15 protein-coding genes and 2 riboswitches are annotated in these 18,162 nt (G+C 37.3%); of the genes, 10 read left to right on the top strand and 5 right to left on the bottom strand.

Annotated elements, in window-relative coordinates; translation table 11 throughout:
* Positions 1-293 precede the first annotated feature (293 nt).
* The 3 genes from ACIQ1H_RS22900 to ACIQ1H_RS22890 all read right to left on the bottom strand — a co-directional run bounded on the left by ACIQ1H_RS22900 (position 294) and on the right by ACIQ1H_RS22890 (position 2,826).
* Entirely contained in the window at positions 294-1,268 is a 975-nt protein-coding gene (locus ACIQ1H_RS22900; protein WP_173478857.1) for a proline dehydrogenase family protein, read from the bottom strand.
* A gap of 77 nt (positions 1,269-1,345) precedes the next feature.
* Entirely contained in the window at positions 1,346-2,098 is a 753-nt protein-coding gene (locus tag ACIQ1H_RS22895) for an ABC transporter permease (protein ID WP_402892345.1), read from the bottom strand.
* Positions 2,095-2,826, bottom strand: coding sequence for an ABC transporter ATP-binding protein (locus ACIQ1H_RS22890; RefSeq protein WP_402892342.1), 732 nt, complete (start codon positions 2,824-2,826; stop codon positions 2,095-2,097). Before ACIQ1H_RS22890 ends, ACIQ1H_RS22895 begins: the two co-directional genes overlap by 4 nt.
* A 118-nt stretch (positions 2,827-2,944) precedes the next feature.
* Between ACIQ1H_RS22890 and ACIQ1H_RS22885 the strand changes: the two genes are divergently transcribed.
* On the top strand, positions 2,945-3,448 hold the full coding sequence (locus tag ACIQ1H_RS22885) for a methylated-DNA--[protein]-cysteine S-methyltransferase (RefSeq protein WP_402892339.1): 504 nt from the start codon (positions 2,945-2,947) through the stop codon (positions 3,446-3,448).
* Positions 3,449-3,554: 106 nt separating this feature from the next.
* Here the strand turns inward: ACIQ1H_RS22885 and ACIQ1H_RS22880 are convergent, their stop codons facing one another.
* Complete coding sequence (locus tag ACIQ1H_RS22880; protein WP_173478853.1) at positions 3,555-4,850, bottom strand: ammonium transporter; 1,296 nt, start codon at positions 4,848-4,850, stop codon at positions 3,555-3,557.
* A gap of 13 nt (positions 4,851-4,863) precedes the next feature.
* Positions 4,864-5,205: a P-II family nitrogen regulator gene (locus ACIQ1H_RS22875; protein WP_173478852.1), complete on the bottom strand. Its 342-nt coding sequence runs from the start codon at positions 5,203-5,205 to the stop codon at positions 4,864-4,866.
* A 312-nt stretch (positions 5,206-5,517) separates the two neighbouring features.
* Here ACIQ1H_RS22875 and ACIQ1H_RS22870 point away from each other — a divergent pair, with 312 nt between their 5' ends.
* The 9 genes from ACIQ1H_RS22870 (at position 5,518) to ACIQ1H_RS22830 (ending at position 17,654) form a co-directional block, all read left to right on the top strand.
* A complete protein-coding gene (locus ACIQ1H_RS22870) occupies positions 5,518-6,987 on the top strand; it encodes a nicotinate phosphoribosyltransferase (RefSeq protein ID WP_402892334.1) in 1,470 nt (489 codons plus the stop codon).
* Positions 6,988-7,002: 15 nt separating this feature from the next.
* Positions 7,003-7,827 carry an ammonia-dependent NAD(+) synthetase gene (nadE, locus tag ACIQ1H_RS22865; RefSeq protein WP_402892348.1) on the top strand — a complete coding sequence of 275 codons (825 nt, stop codon included), beginning with the start codon at positions 7,003-7,005 and terminating at the stop codon, positions 7,825-7,827.
* A 155-nt stretch (positions 7,828-7,982) separates the two neighbouring features.
* Complete coding sequence (locus ACIQ1H_RS22860) at positions 7,983-8,303, top strand: NAD synthetase (protein ID WP_139860304.1); 321 nt, start codon at positions 7,983-7,985, stop codon at positions 8,301-8,303.
* A gap of 368 nt (positions 8,304-8,671) precedes the next feature.
* Entirely contained in the window at positions 8,672-9,616 is a 945-nt protein-coding gene (locus ACIQ1H_RS22855) for an AAA family ATPase (RefSeq protein WP_402892332.1), read from the top strand.
* Positions 9,613-10,794 (top strand): DUF58 domain-containing protein, encoded by a 1,182-nt coding sequence (locus ACIQ1H_RS22850; protein ID WP_402892330.1) that lies wholly within the window; start codon positions 9,613-9,615, stop codon positions 10,792-10,794. The genes ACIQ1H_RS22855 and ACIQ1H_RS22850 overlap by 4 nt, the downstream gene beginning before the upstream one ends.
* Positions 10,791-12,998, top strand: a complete 2,208-nt coding sequence (locus ACIQ1H_RS22845) for a transglutaminase TgpA family protein (protein ID WP_402892328.1) — start codon at positions 10,791-10,793, stop codon at positions 12,996-12,998. Before ACIQ1H_RS22850 ends, ACIQ1H_RS22845 begins: the two co-directional genes overlap by 4 nt.
* Before the next feature lie 36 nt (positions 12,999-13,034).
* Positions 13,035-13,136: riboswitch (purine riboswitch) on the top strand.
* Between the two features lie 154 nt (positions 13,137-13,290).
* Positions 13,291-14,844 (top strand): glutamine-hydrolyzing GMP synthase, encoded by a 1,554-nt coding sequence (gene guaA / locus ACIQ1H_RS22840; RefSeq protein WP_173478848.1) that lies wholly within the window; start codon positions 13,291-13,293, stop codon positions 14,842-14,844.
* A 236-nt stretch (positions 14,845-15,080) separates the two neighbouring features.
* Entirely contained in the window at positions 15,081-15,749 is a 669-nt protein-coding gene (locus ACIQ1H_RS22835) for an MOSC domain-containing protein (RefSeq protein WP_402892326.1), read from the top strand.
* A gap of 368 nt (positions 15,750-16,117) precedes the next feature.
* A riboswitch (purine riboswitch) is annotated at positions 16,118-16,219 on the top strand.
* A 130-nt stretch (positions 16,220-16,349) separates the two neighbouring features.
* Complete coding sequence (locus tag ACIQ1H_RS22830) at positions 16,350-17,654, top strand: NCS2 family permease (protein WP_173478846.1); 1,305 nt, start codon at positions 16,350-16,352, stop codon at positions 17,652-17,654.
* Positions 17,655-18,162: the final 508 nt, after the last annotated feature.

The following is an 18,162-nucleotide window of genomic DNA, read 5'->3' as shown; positions in this document are numbered from 1 at the left end:
TTTTTATTGACTGCAAAAGAATGAATAGTTATAGCTTCATTCATTTTACAGAGCGGAAAATTGTCATCACATGGATCTAACACTTTTTGCTATATCGTTAATGTTCGCTACGGCGGGTGCTTTCCGCGGGCACACATGTAAGCCACAACCCTCGCTAGCGCGCGGTTTGTTGTGGCTTACATTGCGTGCGTTCCCGCAGGAGTCACCGCCTCCGCTACCATCGATTCCAATAATTTAAGAACTTCTTTGTGATATTTCTGAAATTTTAATAGTTATGTTCCAACTTCTTTTTATTACTTTTTACGCTTTGTTAAGCGGCCAAGAACGAATGCCCCAGCTGCTACAGCAAGAACAGTATTCGTTTTCTTTGTGAATACTTGTTTTGTTACAAGGTTAAGATTTTGAGGACGCTCTGCTAAGCGACGCATAAAGTAACCGTACCAATCTTCGCCAAATGGAACGTAGACGCAGAAGTTATAACCTTCCTTCGCAAGTTCCTTTTGCATATCTGTACGGAAGCCGTATAACATTTGGAATTCAAATTTATCGAATGGAATATTGTTATCAGCAACAAAGCGTTTTACGTGTGCAATGACGTTATGGTCATGTGTAGCAATCGATGTAAATTTGCCGTGTAATAAATGATATTCAATCAGTTCGATAAAGTTTAAATCAATATCAAGCTTATCTTGGAAAGCTACTTCTACAGGCTCTTTGTATGCACCTTTTACGATACGTAAACGGTAGTTTTTAAATTTCTCAAGATCGTCTTTTGCACGATAAAAGTACGATTGAATAACAGTGCCGACATTATTAAATGTTTTTGAAAGCTCTTCTACCATATCAAATGATGTTTGTAGACGGCCGTAATTTTCCATATCAAAGTTTACAAAAATATCATAGGCTGCTGCTTTTTCTACAATCTCATATAAATTGTCGTAACAAAAATCAACATCAATGTCTAAGCCTAATTGAGAAGGCTTTAACGAAATATGTGCATCCACGCTGTTTTCATGAATCGCTTCAATGACAGCGAGGATTTGATCCTTAGCTTTAGTAGCTTCTTCTTCATTCGCAACAAATTCCCCTAAATTATCCACCGTGCAAGAGATATTATGTGCGTTTAATTCTTTGATGCTTGCAATCGTTTCTTCTATATTTGTACCAGCTACCACACTTTGGGCACCTAATTTTAAGCCGTATTTTTTAGCAGCACTATTTAATAGTTGGTTTTCAGATAATTGGATGAAAAAATCGCGTAATAACATATGGGTCATTCTCCTCACTGCATTTTTCTTACTAGTATAACATATTTATAGAGAATGTCATGATATCACGAAAACAATTATTTCATTTCTAGCATCTGTAACCTATCATTAAAAAGCACTGGATAGCTTAAAAAGCCTATCATTATGCTCGATAATGTCGCAGTTGTTAATAGAGCGAAAATTATTAAAAGTTGAAATTGAACTGCCTGTATCGGGTCTGCACCACCGATAATTTGACCGCTCATCATCCCAGGTAATTGTACAAGTCCGATAGTTTTTTGGCTTTCAATGGTAGGAATCATACTTGCTTTAATGGCATTTATTAGCTGGCGATGAATTGCCTGTTTAGGTGTGCCACCTAGAGATAAAATGAGTTCGATTTCATTATGGTGACTTGTTATTTCTGCAGTGAAACGATTTAAAAATAATATAGATAATACCATTGTGTTGCCAATTAACATACCACTAATAGGGATAATATACTGGGCAGTGCTAGGAACAATACCGAAACCAAGTAAAACGCCTTGTGTGACAATTTCCACCACAACAAGCGTAATTATTATTTTCCAAGTGATTCCCTTAATTCCTTTACCGTTTTTACGGGCATTAAACGCGGCAACTAAAATCATTAATGCTACCATTAGAAAGATATAAATAAAACTTTCAGCTTCAAAAACGAATTTTAAAATATAGCCGACAGCAAGTAATTGAATAATAGAACGAATTGTTGCAATAACTGTGTCTTTTTCAAGGCCTAGTTTAAACGTTTTTGAAAGTAATAGCGGAATTAATACGAAAATTAATGTCAGCGAAAGTGATGTATAAGTCATGAGTTTACCCCCTGTACAAATTCAGCGACTCTCGGATTACTAGGAGCTTTTAATAACGAACTTTCTCCTGTTTCAATCAGCTCTCCGCCCATCATGACCCATGTATAATGCCCAATCGTTAAGGCTTGCTGTAAATTATGTGTAATCCATATTATCGTGACATCATATTTTTTGTTTAATGTCACAATGAGTGCTTCGATATCTTGTGAGGATTGACGATCTAATGCAGAAGTAATTTCATCTAACAATAATATCGAAGATTGATTGATTAAGGTGCGTGCAATTGAAACCTTTTGGCGTTGCCCACCAGATAACTCATTGCTATCACGTGATAAAAAGCTTGCATCAAGCCCGACGTCCAGTAAATATTGAATGGCATCGTGCTGTGAGAGTTTTTTTCCTTGTAACACAAGGGGTAGTGCTAAATTGTCAAAAACGGTTCCTTTTATCATAGGTGCTGCTTGAAGGGCAATACCTACATGTTTTCTTAAAGTGGTAGGCTCATAGGTTGTGATTGACTGATCGTCAATTAATATACTGCCTTCTGTTGGTGATAGTAGACCGTTGCACATTTTTAGTAAGGTTGTTTTGCCAGCACCAGATGGTCCAACAAGTGTTGTAATTTTCCCTTTTGGGAATGAGCCAGTAATTGATTTTAAAATGGTTTTATCGTTCACTGAAAAACGCACTTGTTGAAAGTGAATAGCGGGCTCAAATAACATAGTCATGTAGTTGAAACTCCTTTAGGGTTATAGGTAAAATAACTGTAGCATGAATTGATTCGACGCTATAGTTATTTTACATTTTTATGTAGTGAACTTCTAATCGAGTTAGGAGAATGGAATAATGGATATTTTATATGTAGATACACTAACATACGCACAAGGTGAGATGTATATAATTGCTTCGGATGAAGGACTTGTGTATATAGGAACACCTAATACAGCGTTTGAAGAAGTTGAAACATGGGCTCAAAAGGCGTTTAAGGGTTACAGCTTAGAAGAAAATAAAGAAAAATTAATGCCTTATGTTGAGCAATTAACAGCTTACTTCAATGGAGAGCTTACTGAATTTAATTTACCTATACATGTGAAAGGAACAGCATTTCAGTTGGCTGTATGGGAAGCGTTGAAAGAGTTGCCGTATGGAACGACGACAACGTATTCTGCCATTGCAGAGCGCATTGGTAAACCTAAGGCAGTTAGAGCTGTAGGTAGTGCAATAGGTGCCAACCCTATACTAGCGATTATTCCATGCCATCGTGTCATTGGGAAAAACGGTAAGCTAACGGGCTTTCGAAGTGGGCTAACTATGAAAGAATTTTTACTTGAATTAGAAAGAGCTAAATAAATAGGTAACGTGATACTGAAACACAAGAATCTGCTAGGTTCCCGCAATTTCACCAGGGATAACTAGCAGATTTTTGTACTTGCTTTATATGTGGAACGAATTGATTTTAGACATGTTCCTCTGTGACACTCGTTTGGGTTTTACCAAAATGAGTTAAACGGTGTGCAAATGTTTCACCATTTATAGCAGAGCTTTTAAAAACTTCTTGATATTCATAAGCAGGTGTACCATGTTCGATAACATCTAGTCCTGTGATTTCTTCTTCTGCTGAAACTCGTAAAGGGACAAATGCTTTAATAATAAATAGACCTGCTGTGACAGAAACACCAACCCAAGCGATTGTCGCAATTACACCTATTGCTTGGATGCCTAACAAACTTAAGCCCCCACCATAGAATAGGCCTTGACCAGTAATATCGAAGAACCCGACCGCAAGTGTGCCCCAGATTCCACAAATACCATGAACTGCAATTGCGCCAACAGGATCATCCACTTTTAATTTCCATTCAATAAAGCGAACACCTTCTACTAATAATGGTGCTGCGATCAAACCAATAATGAGTGAACCGATAATGCTGACGTTTGCTGCACCAGCTGTAATACCTACTAGCCCTGCTAACGCACCGTTTAGAGTAAGTGAGCCATCAATGTGACCATAGCGGAATTTTGTATAAAATGCAGTAGCAACTACACCAGCAGATGCTGCGAAAAATGTATTCGCAATTACTTTTGGAACGAGAGTAGGGTCTGCAGCTAATGTGGAGGCACCGTTAAAACCGAACCAGCCGAACCATAGAAGAAACACGCCTAATGCGCCAAGTGGGATACTATGACCAGTAATAACGTTAACACGGCCATTTTCGTATTTACCTAGACGAGGTCCAATCATGATTGCTGCTACAAAGGCAGCTACAGCACCAGTTAAATGGACGACTGTGGAACCAGCAAAATCGATAAAGCCTAAATCAGTTAACCAGCCTTGACCACTCCAAATCCAATGCCCAACTACAGGGTAAACAAGTAATGTCATAAGTATAATTACACCAATATAAGCAAAAATATTTGTACGTTCTGCTACAGCGCCAGATAAGATAGTTGCACCTGTTGCAGCAAACATTGTTTGGAAAATAAAGAAGGAAAGGTCATCCACACCGTTTAAAGCAAATCCACTTGTACCGAAGATGCCTCCAGCAGTGTCACCAAACATTATTGCATAGCCACATAGAAAATAAACAATGCCTCCAAGTGATATCGTTAAGAAGTTTTTCATAATAATGTTTACAGCATTTTTAGAACGTGTAAAACCAGCTTCTACCATTGCAAAACCAGCATGCATAAAGAAAACTAAAATTGTACCAAGCATAATCCAAACTAAATTTACAGATAAAATAACGTCATCCATAGTTATCTCCCCCTTAATCTACAGCAATTGATCCGACTTCTTTAGTACGGATACGAATTGCCTGTTCTACTGGATAAATAAATATTTTCCCGTCTCCAACCTTACCAGTTGCAGCATCACGTAATAAAACCTCTACAATTGAATCTACTTTCTCGTCGTCGATAATCATTTCTAGTTTTAATTTAGGTAAAAATTCAATTTCGTAGGCATTCCCACGAAACAAACCTGTATGACCTAATTGACGACCGCAGCCAGCGATTTCAGAAATACTTAAACCTGCAATACCAACCTTTGCAAGTCCGTCTCGTACAACCCCAAATACCTCTGGACGAATAATTGCCTCGATTTTTTTCACTCACACCAGCTCCTTGCGTAAATTTAATTTACATACTATAGCGAGCGGTTAAACGGCGCAATTGTTTTTTTAATTTACATGTGAGGTATTATGACATGCTATATTACGATTTTCGTAATAGTTTACTAAAAAGCTAATTATTAAGGGAATGAAAGCGGTACTAAAATTTGTGTCTAAATTATGAACAGTTCATAATTTTCTGAATATTCATGTTAGATAACCTAACATGAGATAGAAAACGTGTAAAACGCAAGATTTTGGGTATATAGTGTATACTAGGACTAACTATGATAGTGGAAGAAGGGATTTCCTATGAGATCAAACTATGCTGATGATAGCTTAGCGCTACACACAGACTTATACCAAATCAATATGGCAGAGTCTTATTGGGCTGATGGTATACATAATAGAAAAGCGGTTTTTGAATTATATTTTAGAAAATTACCATTTGGTAATGGCTATGCCATTTTTGCTGGATTGGAACGTATGCTTGAGTATTTACGAGACTTTCGTTTTAGTCAGTCTGATATTGAGTATTTGCGTGAAGAAGTTGGCTATAAAGAGGATTTCATCGACTATTTAAAAAACATTCGCTTTACAGGTAATATGTATTCAATGGTGGAAGGGGAACTCGTTTTTGCAAACGAACCAATTGTCCGCATTGAGGCACCGTTAGTGGAAGCTCAATTAATTGAGACAGCTCTATTAAATATTGTGAATTATCAAACGCTTATTGCTACGAAAGCAAGTCGCATTAAGCAAATCGTAAAAGACGAAATGGCAATGGAATTTGGTACACGCCGTGCCCATGAAATGGATGCGGCTATTTGGGGAACTCGTGCAGCCTTTATAGGTGGATTTGCTTCAACTAGTAACGTTCGTGCGGGTAAACTATTTAACATACCAGTAGCTGGTACGCATGCACATGCACTTGTGCAAGCCTATAAAAATGATTATGATGCCTTTCATGCCTATGCTAAACGTCATCGTAATTGTGTGTTTTTAGTGGACACCTATAACACGTTGAAATCAGGTGTGCCGACAGCGATTAAAGTGGCGAAAGAATTAGGGGATAAAATTAATTTTATTGGTATTCGTCTGGATAGTGGTGATATAGCTTTCTTATCAAAAGAAGCGCGTCGCATGCTAGATGAAGCTGGCTTCCCTAATGCGAAAATTGTTGTTTCAAATGATTTAGATGAATACACGATTTTGAACTTAAAGGCACAAGGTGCCCGCGTTGATATGTGGGGAATTGGCACAAAGGTCATTACAGCCTATGATCAGCCTGCGTTAGGTGCCGTCTATAAAATGGTAGCCATTGAAAATGCTGAAGGTCAGTTAGAGGATACAATTAAAATTTCTGCAAATGCTGAAAAGGTATCGACACCAGGTTTAAAAAATGTTTATCGTATTATCGACCAGAAAAATGGTAAAGCAGAGGGTGATTACATTACAATGCACGATGAAAGCCCTCAATCAGAAGAACGTATTAAAATGTTCCACCCTGTGCATACATTTGTGTCAAAATTCGTGACGAATTTCGAGGCGAAAAACCTACATCAGCATGTGATTAATAATGGTGAAATAATTTATCAAAATCCTACGCTTGTAGATATGCAGAAATATGCAGCTGAAAATTTAGAGTTGTTATGGGATGAGTACAAACGTGCGATGAATCCAGAAGAATACCCAGTCGATTTAAGTCAAAAATGCTGGGATAATAAAATGCGCAATATAGAAGAAGTACGAGAAATGGTCAACCGAATAGTTAAAGGGTAAGGAGTGAAGAATGTGATGGCATTACAACAACAAATAATTAATGAATTAAAAGTACTGCCAACAATTGATGCGCAGGAAGAAATTCGTAAATCCGTTGATTTTTTAAAGGCGTATGCACGTCGATATAGCTTTGTTAAAGGGTTTGTACTTGGTATATCTGGCGGACAAGATTCTACTTTAACTGGGAAATTAGCACAACTAGCTATTGATGAGCTAAATGCGGAAGACGGCGAGGAGAAGTATTCATTTTGGGCAGTGCGATTACCATATGGTGTACAATTCGATGAACAGGACTGTCAAGATGCCATTGATTTTATTAAGCCTACGCATACTTACACAGTAAATATTAAGGAAGCGGTTGATGCTAGTGTTCGTGCTTTAGAAAATGCGGGTGTTATGCTTAGTGATTTTGTAAAAGGGAACGAAAAAGCACGTGAGCGCATGAAAGTGCAATTTTCTATAGCTGCCATGAATGGCGCTGTTGTTTTAGGTACCGACCATGCAGCAGAGGCAATTACAGGTTTCTATACGAAATTTGGTGATGGAGGGGCAGATTTAATGCCTATTTTTCGTCTCAATAAGCGTCAAGGGAAACAGTTGTTAGCTGCTCTTGATTGCCCTCAGCATTTATATTTGAAAGTGCCAACTGCCGACTTGGAAGAAGATCGTCCATCACTACCAGATGAAGTGGCACTTGGATTAACATATGAGCAAATTGATGATTATTTAGAAGGGAAGGAAATTCCTGAAGCTGCTCGTAATACACTAGAGCAACACTATTTACATTCACAACATAAACGCCATATGCCTATCACGATATTTGATGATTTTTGGAAATAAAGCCTTGAAGAATAGAGTTGTACAAAAAGTGATAGATACTTTTTAAACAATTCTATTCTTTTTATATATTTTGGTTCTGTTTGGTTAATTTTGAGCATATAATGTCGATATAAATACCTATAAAGTGAGTAAAATGAAAAGGAGGGTAACTAATTATGAGGACTTCTAGCGTAGGTGCGACGACAAGTAGTACTTTTCGTAATGAACAACAATATTTACATGCTGGCGATCTTAGTCATAACTTTAGCCATAACGCACAGCAACGATTTAAAAAAAGTATGCAAAAAATGAAAGATAAAAAGCTATTAAGTAAGAAGAGACAAATTCAACAACAAAGTCCCAATAAAATAGAGGCTGCTTTTGTTGATAGTGAAGACAACGTTCAAATCCATAATGAACTACATGAAACAGCTGGAAAGCTTAGCCGTCTTAGCAAGCAAATGAAGCGTCACAATAGTTACCGAACTTCTATATAAATTTTAAAAACACCCTATACCACACATGGTATAGGGTGTTTTTGCAAGTGGAGAAGATTCGTCATGTCTCTATCCTTTTAGCTTAACATGGAAGCGTTTTGGTTTCTTGATAATTATGGGTAATCAAATAAAAATTGTAACTTTATTGAAAGCGAAACGTTATACTACTAAATAGGGTTGTTTTATAAGGTAGTGCAAACAAGTTGTTATTCGAGGAATGTAAGGGAAATACTATCGGAGATTTAAAATGATGTATGTAACGGCTAATGGCACATTAATTGTGTTACAGTGCAGTTTTCGATATGCTTAAACTAAAATTATCGTGCAATTCAAATAATTGGTTAGCGGAAATGGGAGGGATTTTGTTTATGAATTTACAAATACAAATGGTATTAGAAAATATAGAAAAAGTAATGATTGGAAAGAGGGAGGTTGCCGAACTTAGCATTGTCGCTTTGCTTGCGAATGGTCATGTATTACTTGAAGATGTGCCTGGAGTTGGTAAGACAATGATGGTACGTGCACTTGCTAAGTCGTTCGATGCCCAGTTTAAACGTATCCAGTTTACACCAGATTTATTGCCCTCAGATGTTGTAGGTGTTTCGATTTATAACCCTAAAACAATGGAATTTGAATTTCGTCCTGGACCGATTATGGGTGATGTAGTATTAGCGGATGAAATTAATAGAACTTCACCTAAAACACAATCGGCATTACTAGAGGCGATGGAGGAAGCGTCTATTACAATAGACGGCAATACGCTTAAAATTACCCAACCATTTTTCGTTATGGCTACACAAAACCCGATTGAACATGAAGGAACGTATCCACTGCCTGAGGCACAGTTAGACCGTTTTTTACTGAAAATAAAAATGGGTTATCCAACTAGAGGGCAGGAAGTAGAAATATTGCGACGTGCAGAAAACGGTAAGTCCATTGAAAAAATTGATGCTGTCCTTACGCTTGCTCAATTAATTGAATTACAGGAACTTGTGCAGGGGGTATATGTTGAAGACTCCGTAAAAAACTATATGGTTGAGCTGGCTTCTCAAACGAGAGAGAACAACTATGTTTATTTAGGCGTTAGCCCTCGTGCGACGATTGCTTTAATGAAGGCTTCGCAGGCGTACGCGTTTATGAAAGGTCGTAGTTATGTAATACCAGATGATGTGCAGCATTTAGCGCCATATGTTTTTAGTCATCGATTAGTGCTTAAGCCAGATGCGCGTTACGATGATGTAACCGCAGAGGAAATTATTGAGCGTATTTTGGCGAAAACACCTGTGCCAACGAAGAGGTTTGCAGAGCAATGAAGAAATGGCGTGCTCTTTTTGAGAAAAGTAAACATTTCCTATTAGTGAGCTCTCTAATGCTTATAACATTTTGCTACGCAATGTTTCAAGGTGGTTTTGTAAGCTGGTTTGTATTTTTTACAGTAAGTCCATTTTTGTTATACGCCTTTATTTTTCAACTTGTAAGAGAGGACATCTACAGTATCGAACGGAAAATTGAGCCTTCGCGTGTAGAAAGCGGACAATCTGTTAACGTGACAATTAGCATTGAAAGAAAAACACGATTTCCATTTGCATATATCCTAGTGGAAGAGCTTGTTGGTAGCCAGATGCTAGTTCAGTCTAAAATACAAGAGAAGGACGCTATCAAATTTGTAGGTTTTAAAAAGGCTTTTCATTGGAGTTATACACTTGATAGCTTGCCACGTGGTGAACATCGTTATTTAGGTGCAAATATTATCTTCTATGATTTTTTCGGATGGGCAAAGAAACGCATTCAGATAGAAAAAGAACAAATAGTTCTCGTTTATCCAAGAGTGCATGAAATGAAATATGCTACATTACAAGCGAAATTAGATGTTGGGTCTATGATGGCTCCTTATTCCATTGTAAAAGATACATCAATGGCCATTGGTTTGCGAGAATATGTACCAGGTGACCGCTTTTCGTGGATTCATTGGAAATCTTTTGCGAAAACGCAAACGTTGCAATCGAAGGAATTTGAGGATCGGCAATCTCAGGAGTTGCTGTTAATGCTTGATGAAGGTGCTTCTCCCTTATTCGAAGAGAAAATTGAGCTAGCAGCTTCGATGCTTAAAGCAATCGTACAAGGTCGTGGAGATGTTTCTTTTGTGTCAACAGGCACAAAGACGAAAATGTTTACTTCCATTCAGGGGGAAAAACAGCTAGATCGAGTAATGCATCATTTAGCTGGTGTAAATCCAATTGAAAATGCAGAAGTCCGATTGCGCGATCAACAAGTTTTTCAGCGTGTTGCAACACTTTTATATGTGACGAGTGATATATCAGATGAACTATTACATACTTTAGGTAATTCGGTGAAAAGCTGTATTTGTTTTGTATTGGCACAACAGACACAAGCGCAGTCTGATGTAATAAAGCGTTATAAACATATTCAAGTCGTACATGTAGATCCAACAGATTATTACCACTTGTTCACGGAGGTGATGAAGCCGTGAAAAAATCACTAGAAAGTTTTGTTGAGCTGACGATAGCCTATATCATTATTTTCTTTATGTTGCGTGAGTGGCTAATGCCAGTCATGCAATTAACCAATACAGGCGTAAGTCATTTGTTTTTAATTTTCATTGGCTTAGCGCTAGTATTATGCCTATTTAAAGTTAAGCCATTATTATCAGGGCTTGTGAAGTTAGGCTATATTACATGGTTTGTTATATATGTATATAGCGAGAATCCTTTTTTCTCAGGTCACACTATTCCATTTTTAGTGAATGAAGTGACGTTGAATATGGTGAACATTTTTTCGGGGAATTTTGGACAAGTATCAGATGCATTTAGAACAGTTCTGTTTTTGGCATTGATCTGGATGCTAATCTATTTAATTCACCATTGGATTACAGTGCATCATAATATTTTCTACTTTTTCATACTAACAGTATTTTTCATCGCTACACTTGATACGTTTAGCGAATATAATGGTAAACCAGCTATTATTAAAGTAGTCATACTTGGTCTTGTTATGACAGGTGTACTTTTCTTAAAACGCTTAAGAATTCAAGTTGATGCACCGAGTGAGATAGTGAGAAAGTGGAAAATTGTAATACCGATGCTAATTTCGGTTGCACTCGTTAGTATGGTGGCATTCTTTTTACCGAAAGCAGGGCCTACGTGGGCAGATCCAGTGCCATTTATTAAAGGTGTTACAGGACAAGGTGGCGTTGGGGATGGTCAAAAAACAGTCGGCTATAGTGATGACGATAGTAGATTAGGTGGACCATATAAAGGTGATAATACTTTAATTTTCACTGCATCTTCCAGCGATCGTCATTATTGGCGTATAGATACAAAAGATACATACACATCAAAAGGGTGGGTATTGTCTGGTGAATATATAGGAGAAGCGGTTTTTGAAAACGACACTCCAATCATTACTTCTCTGCCTGTTGGACCAAAAAAGAATGAACGTCAAATTCAGATGGAAATGGCTGTACCTATGCCATTTTTAATTCAAACGTATGGTATGCTGTCTGTTTCCGCAGATGATCCAACTTTGTATGTACAGGATGGACAAACTGAAAAAATAGTTATGAAGCAACCAAGTGGCGAATTAATAACCATGAATAATGGGAGTAATAAATTACTGTCGAGTTACACGATATTTTACAGTGAACCAAACTATAGTTTGCAACAACTTCAAATGTCAGAGCCTGCTATGTTAGAAACATTAGATAGTTCGTATAATCGTTTCTTACAATTACCAGGTACACTTCCACAGCGTGTGCAAGATTTAGCAATTGATATTACGCGCGATAAAACATCGATCTATGAAAAAATAAAAGCGATAGAAGGGTATTTTTCAAAAGGGGACTTTAGTTACGATAAAACAGCTGCCGCCTATCCTTCTGAAAATCAAGATTACGTAGATCAATTCCTTTTCGATACGAAAGTAGGGTACTGCGATAATTTCTCTACATCCATGGTCGTTATGCTTCGGACTATAGGTATTCCTGCTCGTTGGGTAAAGGGTTTTGCACCAGGGAATGCTGGTGGAGTATCTGATGGTTATCGGGAATATAAGATAACGAACGATAATGCGCATTCATGGGTAGAGGCGTATGTCCCTGGTACAGGGTGGATAGAATTTGAACCTACAATTGGTTTTTCTGGAAATGCAAACATTAATTATGATTTGCAAAGAGATACTCCACAGCAAGAACAGACACTACAGCCAGAAGAAAAACCAGAGCAACAACAAAAGAAAGAACAAACAACGAAGAAAACAACTTCGCAATCAGCATTTAGCTTTGGTAGCGTATGGACATGGGTGAAAACATTAAAATATGTTTGGTTGACATTAATTGCCTTGCTCTTAATTGCTGGTGTGACATTATTTGTACAACGTAAAACATGGATTCCTAAAATGCATGTGCGTGCTTATCGAAAAAAAGAAGCGGATTGGACGAATTTTGACTCTTCCTATCAGGCATTAACGAAACAATTAGTACGCATTGGTTTAAGTCGAAAACATGGTGAGACATTACGAGCGTTTGCTGAACGGGTGGATGCTGCGCTAGAAACAGAAGAAATGAGAAAGTTAACAGCGGTATATGAGCAGCATATTTATAGCAAGAATACGCTTGATGTTGACTATGTTAAACTGAGAGAAAGTTGGGAATATTTAATCAATCGCACAATCAGTTGATTTTAATGGGCACAAAGAGTAAAATGAGAAAAAATTATATATGATTAGGATGGCTTTCATATAAGTTCGAAAATAGGGTTCGGATGTTTCTACGAAATCACCGTAAATGATTTCTCTATGAAGGTGAATGTTTTGGTTAGGTGAGGAGTTTTATAAATCACTTTTCTTTGTTACGCATTCCCCTTTATATATCATGAACTTATGGACGCGTAGGAAGTTTTTTTACTTTCATACGCGTTTTTCTTTGAACATATGAAAACGTCCTTTAAAAATACAAGAAGAGGTGGAAATATTGTCAGCAAGCCCTTTATTAAAAGAGCAAGAAAAAATCGTCGTTCTAGACTTCGGTAGCCAATTTAACCAATTAATTACGCGTCGTATCCGTGAGTTCGGTGTCTTCAGTGAATTACATCCACATACGATTACAGCAGAAGAAATTAAAGAAATGAACGCAACAGGTATCATCTTTTCTGGTGGTCCTAACTCAGTTTATGATGAAAATGCTTTCCATGTAGATCAAGCTATTTTTGAATTAGGTTTACCAATCCTAGGTATTTGCTATGGTATGCAATTAATGGCTTATACTCAAGGTGGTAAAGTTGAAGGCGCAGATACACGTGAATACGGTAAAGCGGAAATTCAAGTAACTGCTGCAAATAAATTATTCGGTGAATTACCAACAGAACAAATCGTCTGGATGAGTCATGGTGACCACGTAACAGAAGTACCTGCTGGCTTTGAAATCATCGCAACAAGTGCATCTTGTCCAATCGCTGCTATGGCAAACGTAGAACGTAAATTATATGCAGTACAATTCCACCCAGAAGTTCGTCACTCTGTATATGGTAACGATTTACTTCGTCAATTCGTATTCGATATTTGTGGCGCTAAAGGTGATTGGTCAATGGCGAACTTTATTGAAATCGAAATCGCAAAAATTCGCGAAATTGTTGGCGATAAAAAAGTATTATGTGCCCTTTCAGGCGGAGTAGACTCTTCTGTTGTTGCAGTACTGATTCATAAAGCAATTGGTGATCAACTTACATGTATGTTCGTAGACCACAACTTAAACCGTAAAGGTGAAGTTGAACAGGTTATGAAAACTTTCACAGAAGATTTCGATATGAACTTAATTAAGATTGATGCACGTCAACGCTTCATGGACAAACTTGCGGGTGTGTCTGATCCAGAGAAAAAACGTAAAATTATCGGTAACGAATTTATTTACGTGTTCGATGAAGAAGCTTCAAAACTAGAAGGTATGGATTTCCTTGCACAAGGAACTTTATACACAGATATTATTGAATCTGGTACATCTACTGCTCAAACAATTAAATCTCACCATAACGTAGGTGGTCTTCCAGAAGACATGCAGTTCCAATTGATTGAACCATTAAAAACATTATTCAAAGACGAAGTTCGTGCACTTGGCTTAGAGCTTGGTCTTGATGAAAAAATCGTTTGGCGTCAACCATTCCCAGGTCCTGGTTTAGGTATTCGTGTACTTGGTGAAATAACAGAAGAAAAACTTGAAATTGTTCGTGAATCTGACTTCATCTTACGTGAAGAAATTGCAAAAGCTGGACTTGATCGCGATGTTTGGCAATACTTCACGGTATTACCTGATATTCGTTCAGTCGGCGTAATGGGCGATGCTCGTACGTATGACTACGCAATCGGTATCCGTGCTGTAACATCTATCGACGGTATGACTTCTGACTGGGCACGTATCCCTTGGGACGTACTAGAAAAAATCTCTGTACGCCTAGTAAACGAAGTAAAACACGTAAACCGCGTGCTGTATGATATTACGTCTAAGCCACCAGCAACAATTGAGTGGGAATAATAGCTAATAGCAAGAGTCCTAAAAGCCCTAGTAACACAGGGTTTTTAGGGCTTTTTTTAGTTATTTGATGTGTCCCAAGTGACGTAACAATAGAACTTTTTTAATCATTTTTAACTGGAAAGATTTAAATAATATAAACTAACGTAGAGAGGGCAAAATTGCTGGCAAAGCGTTGGATATAGTAAACTAAATTTATGTAAAATGATTACGCTGTTGTTTAATTTAGGGGGATTGAAATGGAGAAAAGTATAGCGACGATTTATACACTTGCTGTTGGTATGCCGAAAGAATTGGACTATAGTAAAGGGCGATCAATGATTACAGGGATTGCAAAACGGAAAGTGCACGAAGTTTATTTAGCTACTCGTGGATTTGAGGGGGATGATGTGGCAGATAAAAAGCATCATGGTGGACCTGATCGCGCTGTTTGTCTATATCCTGCGGAGCATTACGAACAATGGGAAAAGGAACTTGGTAAGGCATTGCCAGCAGCAGCATTTGGTGAGAACTTAACGGTAACAAATATGCTTGAAGCGGATGTTTGTATTGGAGATATTTATAAAATTGGTGATGCAGTCATTCAAATTACGCAAGGACGTATTCCGTGTAGTACGATTGATAAATATACAAAGGCTGACACATTACTTAAACGATTAATTGAAACAGGTTATACAGGCTTCCTAGCGCGTGTGCTAAGTGAGGGAACAATATGTGCAGACTCGAAAATTGAAATAGTTGAAAGACACCCTGCTCGTATATCGGTTTTACATTGCAATGAAGTATATTTTGAAAACAACAACGCACTTGCGATGAAACGTATTCAAGCAGTAGATGCATTAGCAATGGATTGGAAACAAAAATTAGAAAAAAGAATTCAATTATTAGAGAGTCGAGTAGAGAAGTAAGGATAATGATGGAAATGAGAATGGGAGCTCTTACGTAATGGGTTTCGATGGTTTTGTATTTATTGCCTAAGTACTTCTTATTGTGTGGGAGTTGGGTGAGTAATTAGATATAAAAGCCTTTGATATATTTACATACATTTGAAAAGCTCCCTTTTTCAAAATAAATGCAAAATGGTCGATTATAGCCTTTAATCGTAAATAAAAAACAGGAAAAGCAACTTGTATAAGTTAGTATTTTTCCTGTTTTTTTACGCTGTTTTTACAAAATCAGAACATTAATACCGTATTTTACACGAACTTTCGTATTTTTTTTATAAGAAATGTTCGGAAATGGGGTTGAAATCTAAAAAACGAAATGATATATTACGATTGTAAAGTAAATAAGTCGTCGTATAATGTCGGGAATATGGCCCGTGAGTTTCTACCAAGTTACCGTAAATAACTTGACTACGATATAGTTTTTATACGAATGTATAATAACTAATTTATTTCACACATTATTAGTGGTGAAATGTATCGTAGACATGCGACTAGTAGAATAGTCGGCGTGTCTTTTTTGTTTTCGATATTGAAGACGACAATACGGAGGATATTTTCAAAATGAAAAAATATTTCATGTTCGATGAATTAGGTACTAATTATCGCCGCGAAATAATTGGTGGTATTACAACATTCCTTGCTATGGCATACATTTTAGCTGTTAACCCAGGGATTCTGGAAAGTGCGGGAATGGATAAAGGTGCTGTTTTCGTAGCAACAGCATTAGCAGCGGCAGTCGGATCTTTGATTATGGGTATTTTCGCTAAATTCCCAATCTCATTGGCACCAGGTATGGGCTTAAATGCATTCTTCGCTTTCACGGTAGTAGGGACGTATGGCATTCCTTGGCAAACTGGTTTAACAGGGGTATTCTTCTCGGGGATTATATTTATTATCCTTTCATTAACAGGTATTCGTGAAACAGTTATTAATGCAATTCCAGCACAACTTAAATATGCTGTATCAGCTGGTATTGGTTTATTTATTACATTTGTAGGGTTACAAGGAGCTGGCATTGTAGTTGATAGTCCAGCAACTTTAGTAACATTAGGAGCATTTACAGGTTCAACTCTTTTAGCAGTATTCGGTATTATTATTTCAATCATCCTAATCCTTAAATTCCGTAGTGTCGGCATTTTCTTAGGAATGGTTATTACAGCAATCGTTGGTATGATTACAGGTGTGATTGCACCACCAGAAGCTGTTGTATCATCAATCCCAAGTGTAGATTCTACATTTATGGTTGCACTTAATCCAATTATTCATGACTTCGGTTCATTACTAAACGTTAAATTTTTAGTTGTTGTATTAACATTTTTATTCGTTGACTTTTTCGATACAGCAGGTACATTAATGGCTGTGGCAACACAAGCTGGCTTAGTAAAAGACGATAAATTACCACGTGCAAGCCGTGCACTTATGGCAGATGCACTAGCAACAACAATTGGTTCTTTATTTGGTACTTCAACAACTACTGCTTATGTAGAATCTACTTCTGGTGTAGCAGCAGGTGCTCGTTCAGGTTTTGCTGCAGTTGTTACTGCTGTATTATTTATAGTAGCACTATTCTTCTCACCATTGCTTGCGGTTGTGACTTCAGCAGTAACAGCACCAGCACTTGTTATCGTAGGTGTGTTAATGGTTTCGTCACTACGATTAATTGAATGGGATAAATTCGAAATTGCCGTTCCAGCATTCTTTACTGTTTTAATGATGCCTCTTGGCTATTCCATTGCTACAGGGATCGCCATTGGTTTCGTATTCTACCCAGTAACAATGCTTTTAGCAGGACGTAAAAAAGAAATTCACCCAATGATGTATGGATTATTCTTCGTCTTCCTTGCATACTTTATCTGGGTTCGATAATAGAAAGCCGAAAAGGGCTCTGCTTAGTGAAAACTAGGTGGAGCTTTTTTTTATGGAAAATTGTTTGAGTGCCTGACACCAATGTAAGCTGTGGGAGACGACAGACAGAATTCAAAATTGTTTCAGTGCCTGGCACTTTATTATATAGAAGAAACTACTATCATATATTGACTGAATAGTTTTATTTCTATTAAACACTTGCAAACTATAATGTGAGATGATATATTTAAACACGTTGTTACGAAACATGCGAACAACAAACCGAAAGAAAACAATAGAAAAAAATAGTTGACATCATATTGAATGTATGTTAAATTATAAAAAGTTACTTATTGTGTAACTAACAAATGAACCTTGAAAACTGAACAAGCAAAACGTAATCAATATAGTTTTTAGTAGCTAACTTCGTTAGCGAACGAAACAAAATTTTGGACATCAAAATTGATGCCAGCAAAACAATTTGAGCTAATCAAATTTCTTTTATGGAGAGTTTGATCCTGGCTCAGGA

Origin of the sequence: Lysinibacillus sp. NPDC097279, assembly GCF_044761745.1 — a bacterium.
GTDB lineage: Bacteria > Bacillota > Bacilli > Bacillales_A > Planococcaceae > Lysinibacillus.
This window is presented reverse-complemented; position numbering and strand designations above follow the sequence as displayed.

Excerpts from the sequence above, each read along its gene's own strand:
- ACIQ1H_RS22900 (WP_173478857.1), bottom strand. The coding sequence starts at position 1,268 with ATGTTATTACGCGATTTTTTCATCCAATTATCTGAAAACCAACTATTA.
- ACIQ1H_RS22895 (WP_402892345.1), bottom strand. The coding sequence starts at position 2,098 with ATGACTTATACATCACTTTCGCTGACATTAATTTTCGTATTAATTCCG.
- ACIQ1H_RS22890 (WP_402892342.1), bottom strand. The coding sequence starts at position 2,826 with ATGACTATGTTATTTGAGCCCGCTATTCACTTTCAACAAGTGCGTTTT.
- ACIQ1H_RS22885 (WP_402892339.1), top strand. The coding sequence starts at position 2,945 with ATGGATATTTTATATGTAGATACACTAACATACGCACAAGGTGAGATG.
- ACIQ1H_RS22880 (WP_173478853.1), bottom strand. The coding sequence starts at position 4,850 with ATGGATGACGTTATTTTATCTGTAAATTTAGTTTGGATTATGCTTGGT.
- ACIQ1H_RS22870 (WP_402892334.1), top strand. The coding sequence starts at position 5,518 with ATGAGATCAAACTATGCTGATGATAGCTTAGCGCTACACACAGACTTA.
- nadE (WP_402892348.1), top strand. The coding sequence starts at position 7,003 with ATGGCATTACAACAACAAATAATTAATGAATTAAAAGTACTGCCAACA.
- ACIQ1H_RS22860 (WP_139860304.1), top strand. The coding sequence starts at position 7,983 with ATGAGGACTTCTAGCGTAGGTGCGACGACAAGTAGTACTTTTCGTAAT.
- ACIQ1H_RS22855 (WP_402892332.1), top strand. The coding sequence starts at position 8,672 with ATGAATTTACAAATACAAATGGTATTAGAAAATATAGAAAAAGTAATG.
- ACIQ1H_RS22850 (WP_402892330.1), top strand. The coding sequence starts at position 9,613 with ATGAAGAAATGGCGTGCTCTTTTTGAGAAAAGTAAACATTTCCTATTA.
- ACIQ1H_RS22835 (WP_402892326.1), top strand. The coding sequence starts at position 15,081 with ATGGAGAAAAGTATAGCGACGATTTATACACTTGCTGTTGGTATGCCG.
- ACIQ1H_RS22830 (WP_173478846.1), top strand. The coding sequence starts at position 16,350 with ATGAAAAAATATTTCATGTTCGATGAATTAGGTACTAATTATCGCCGC.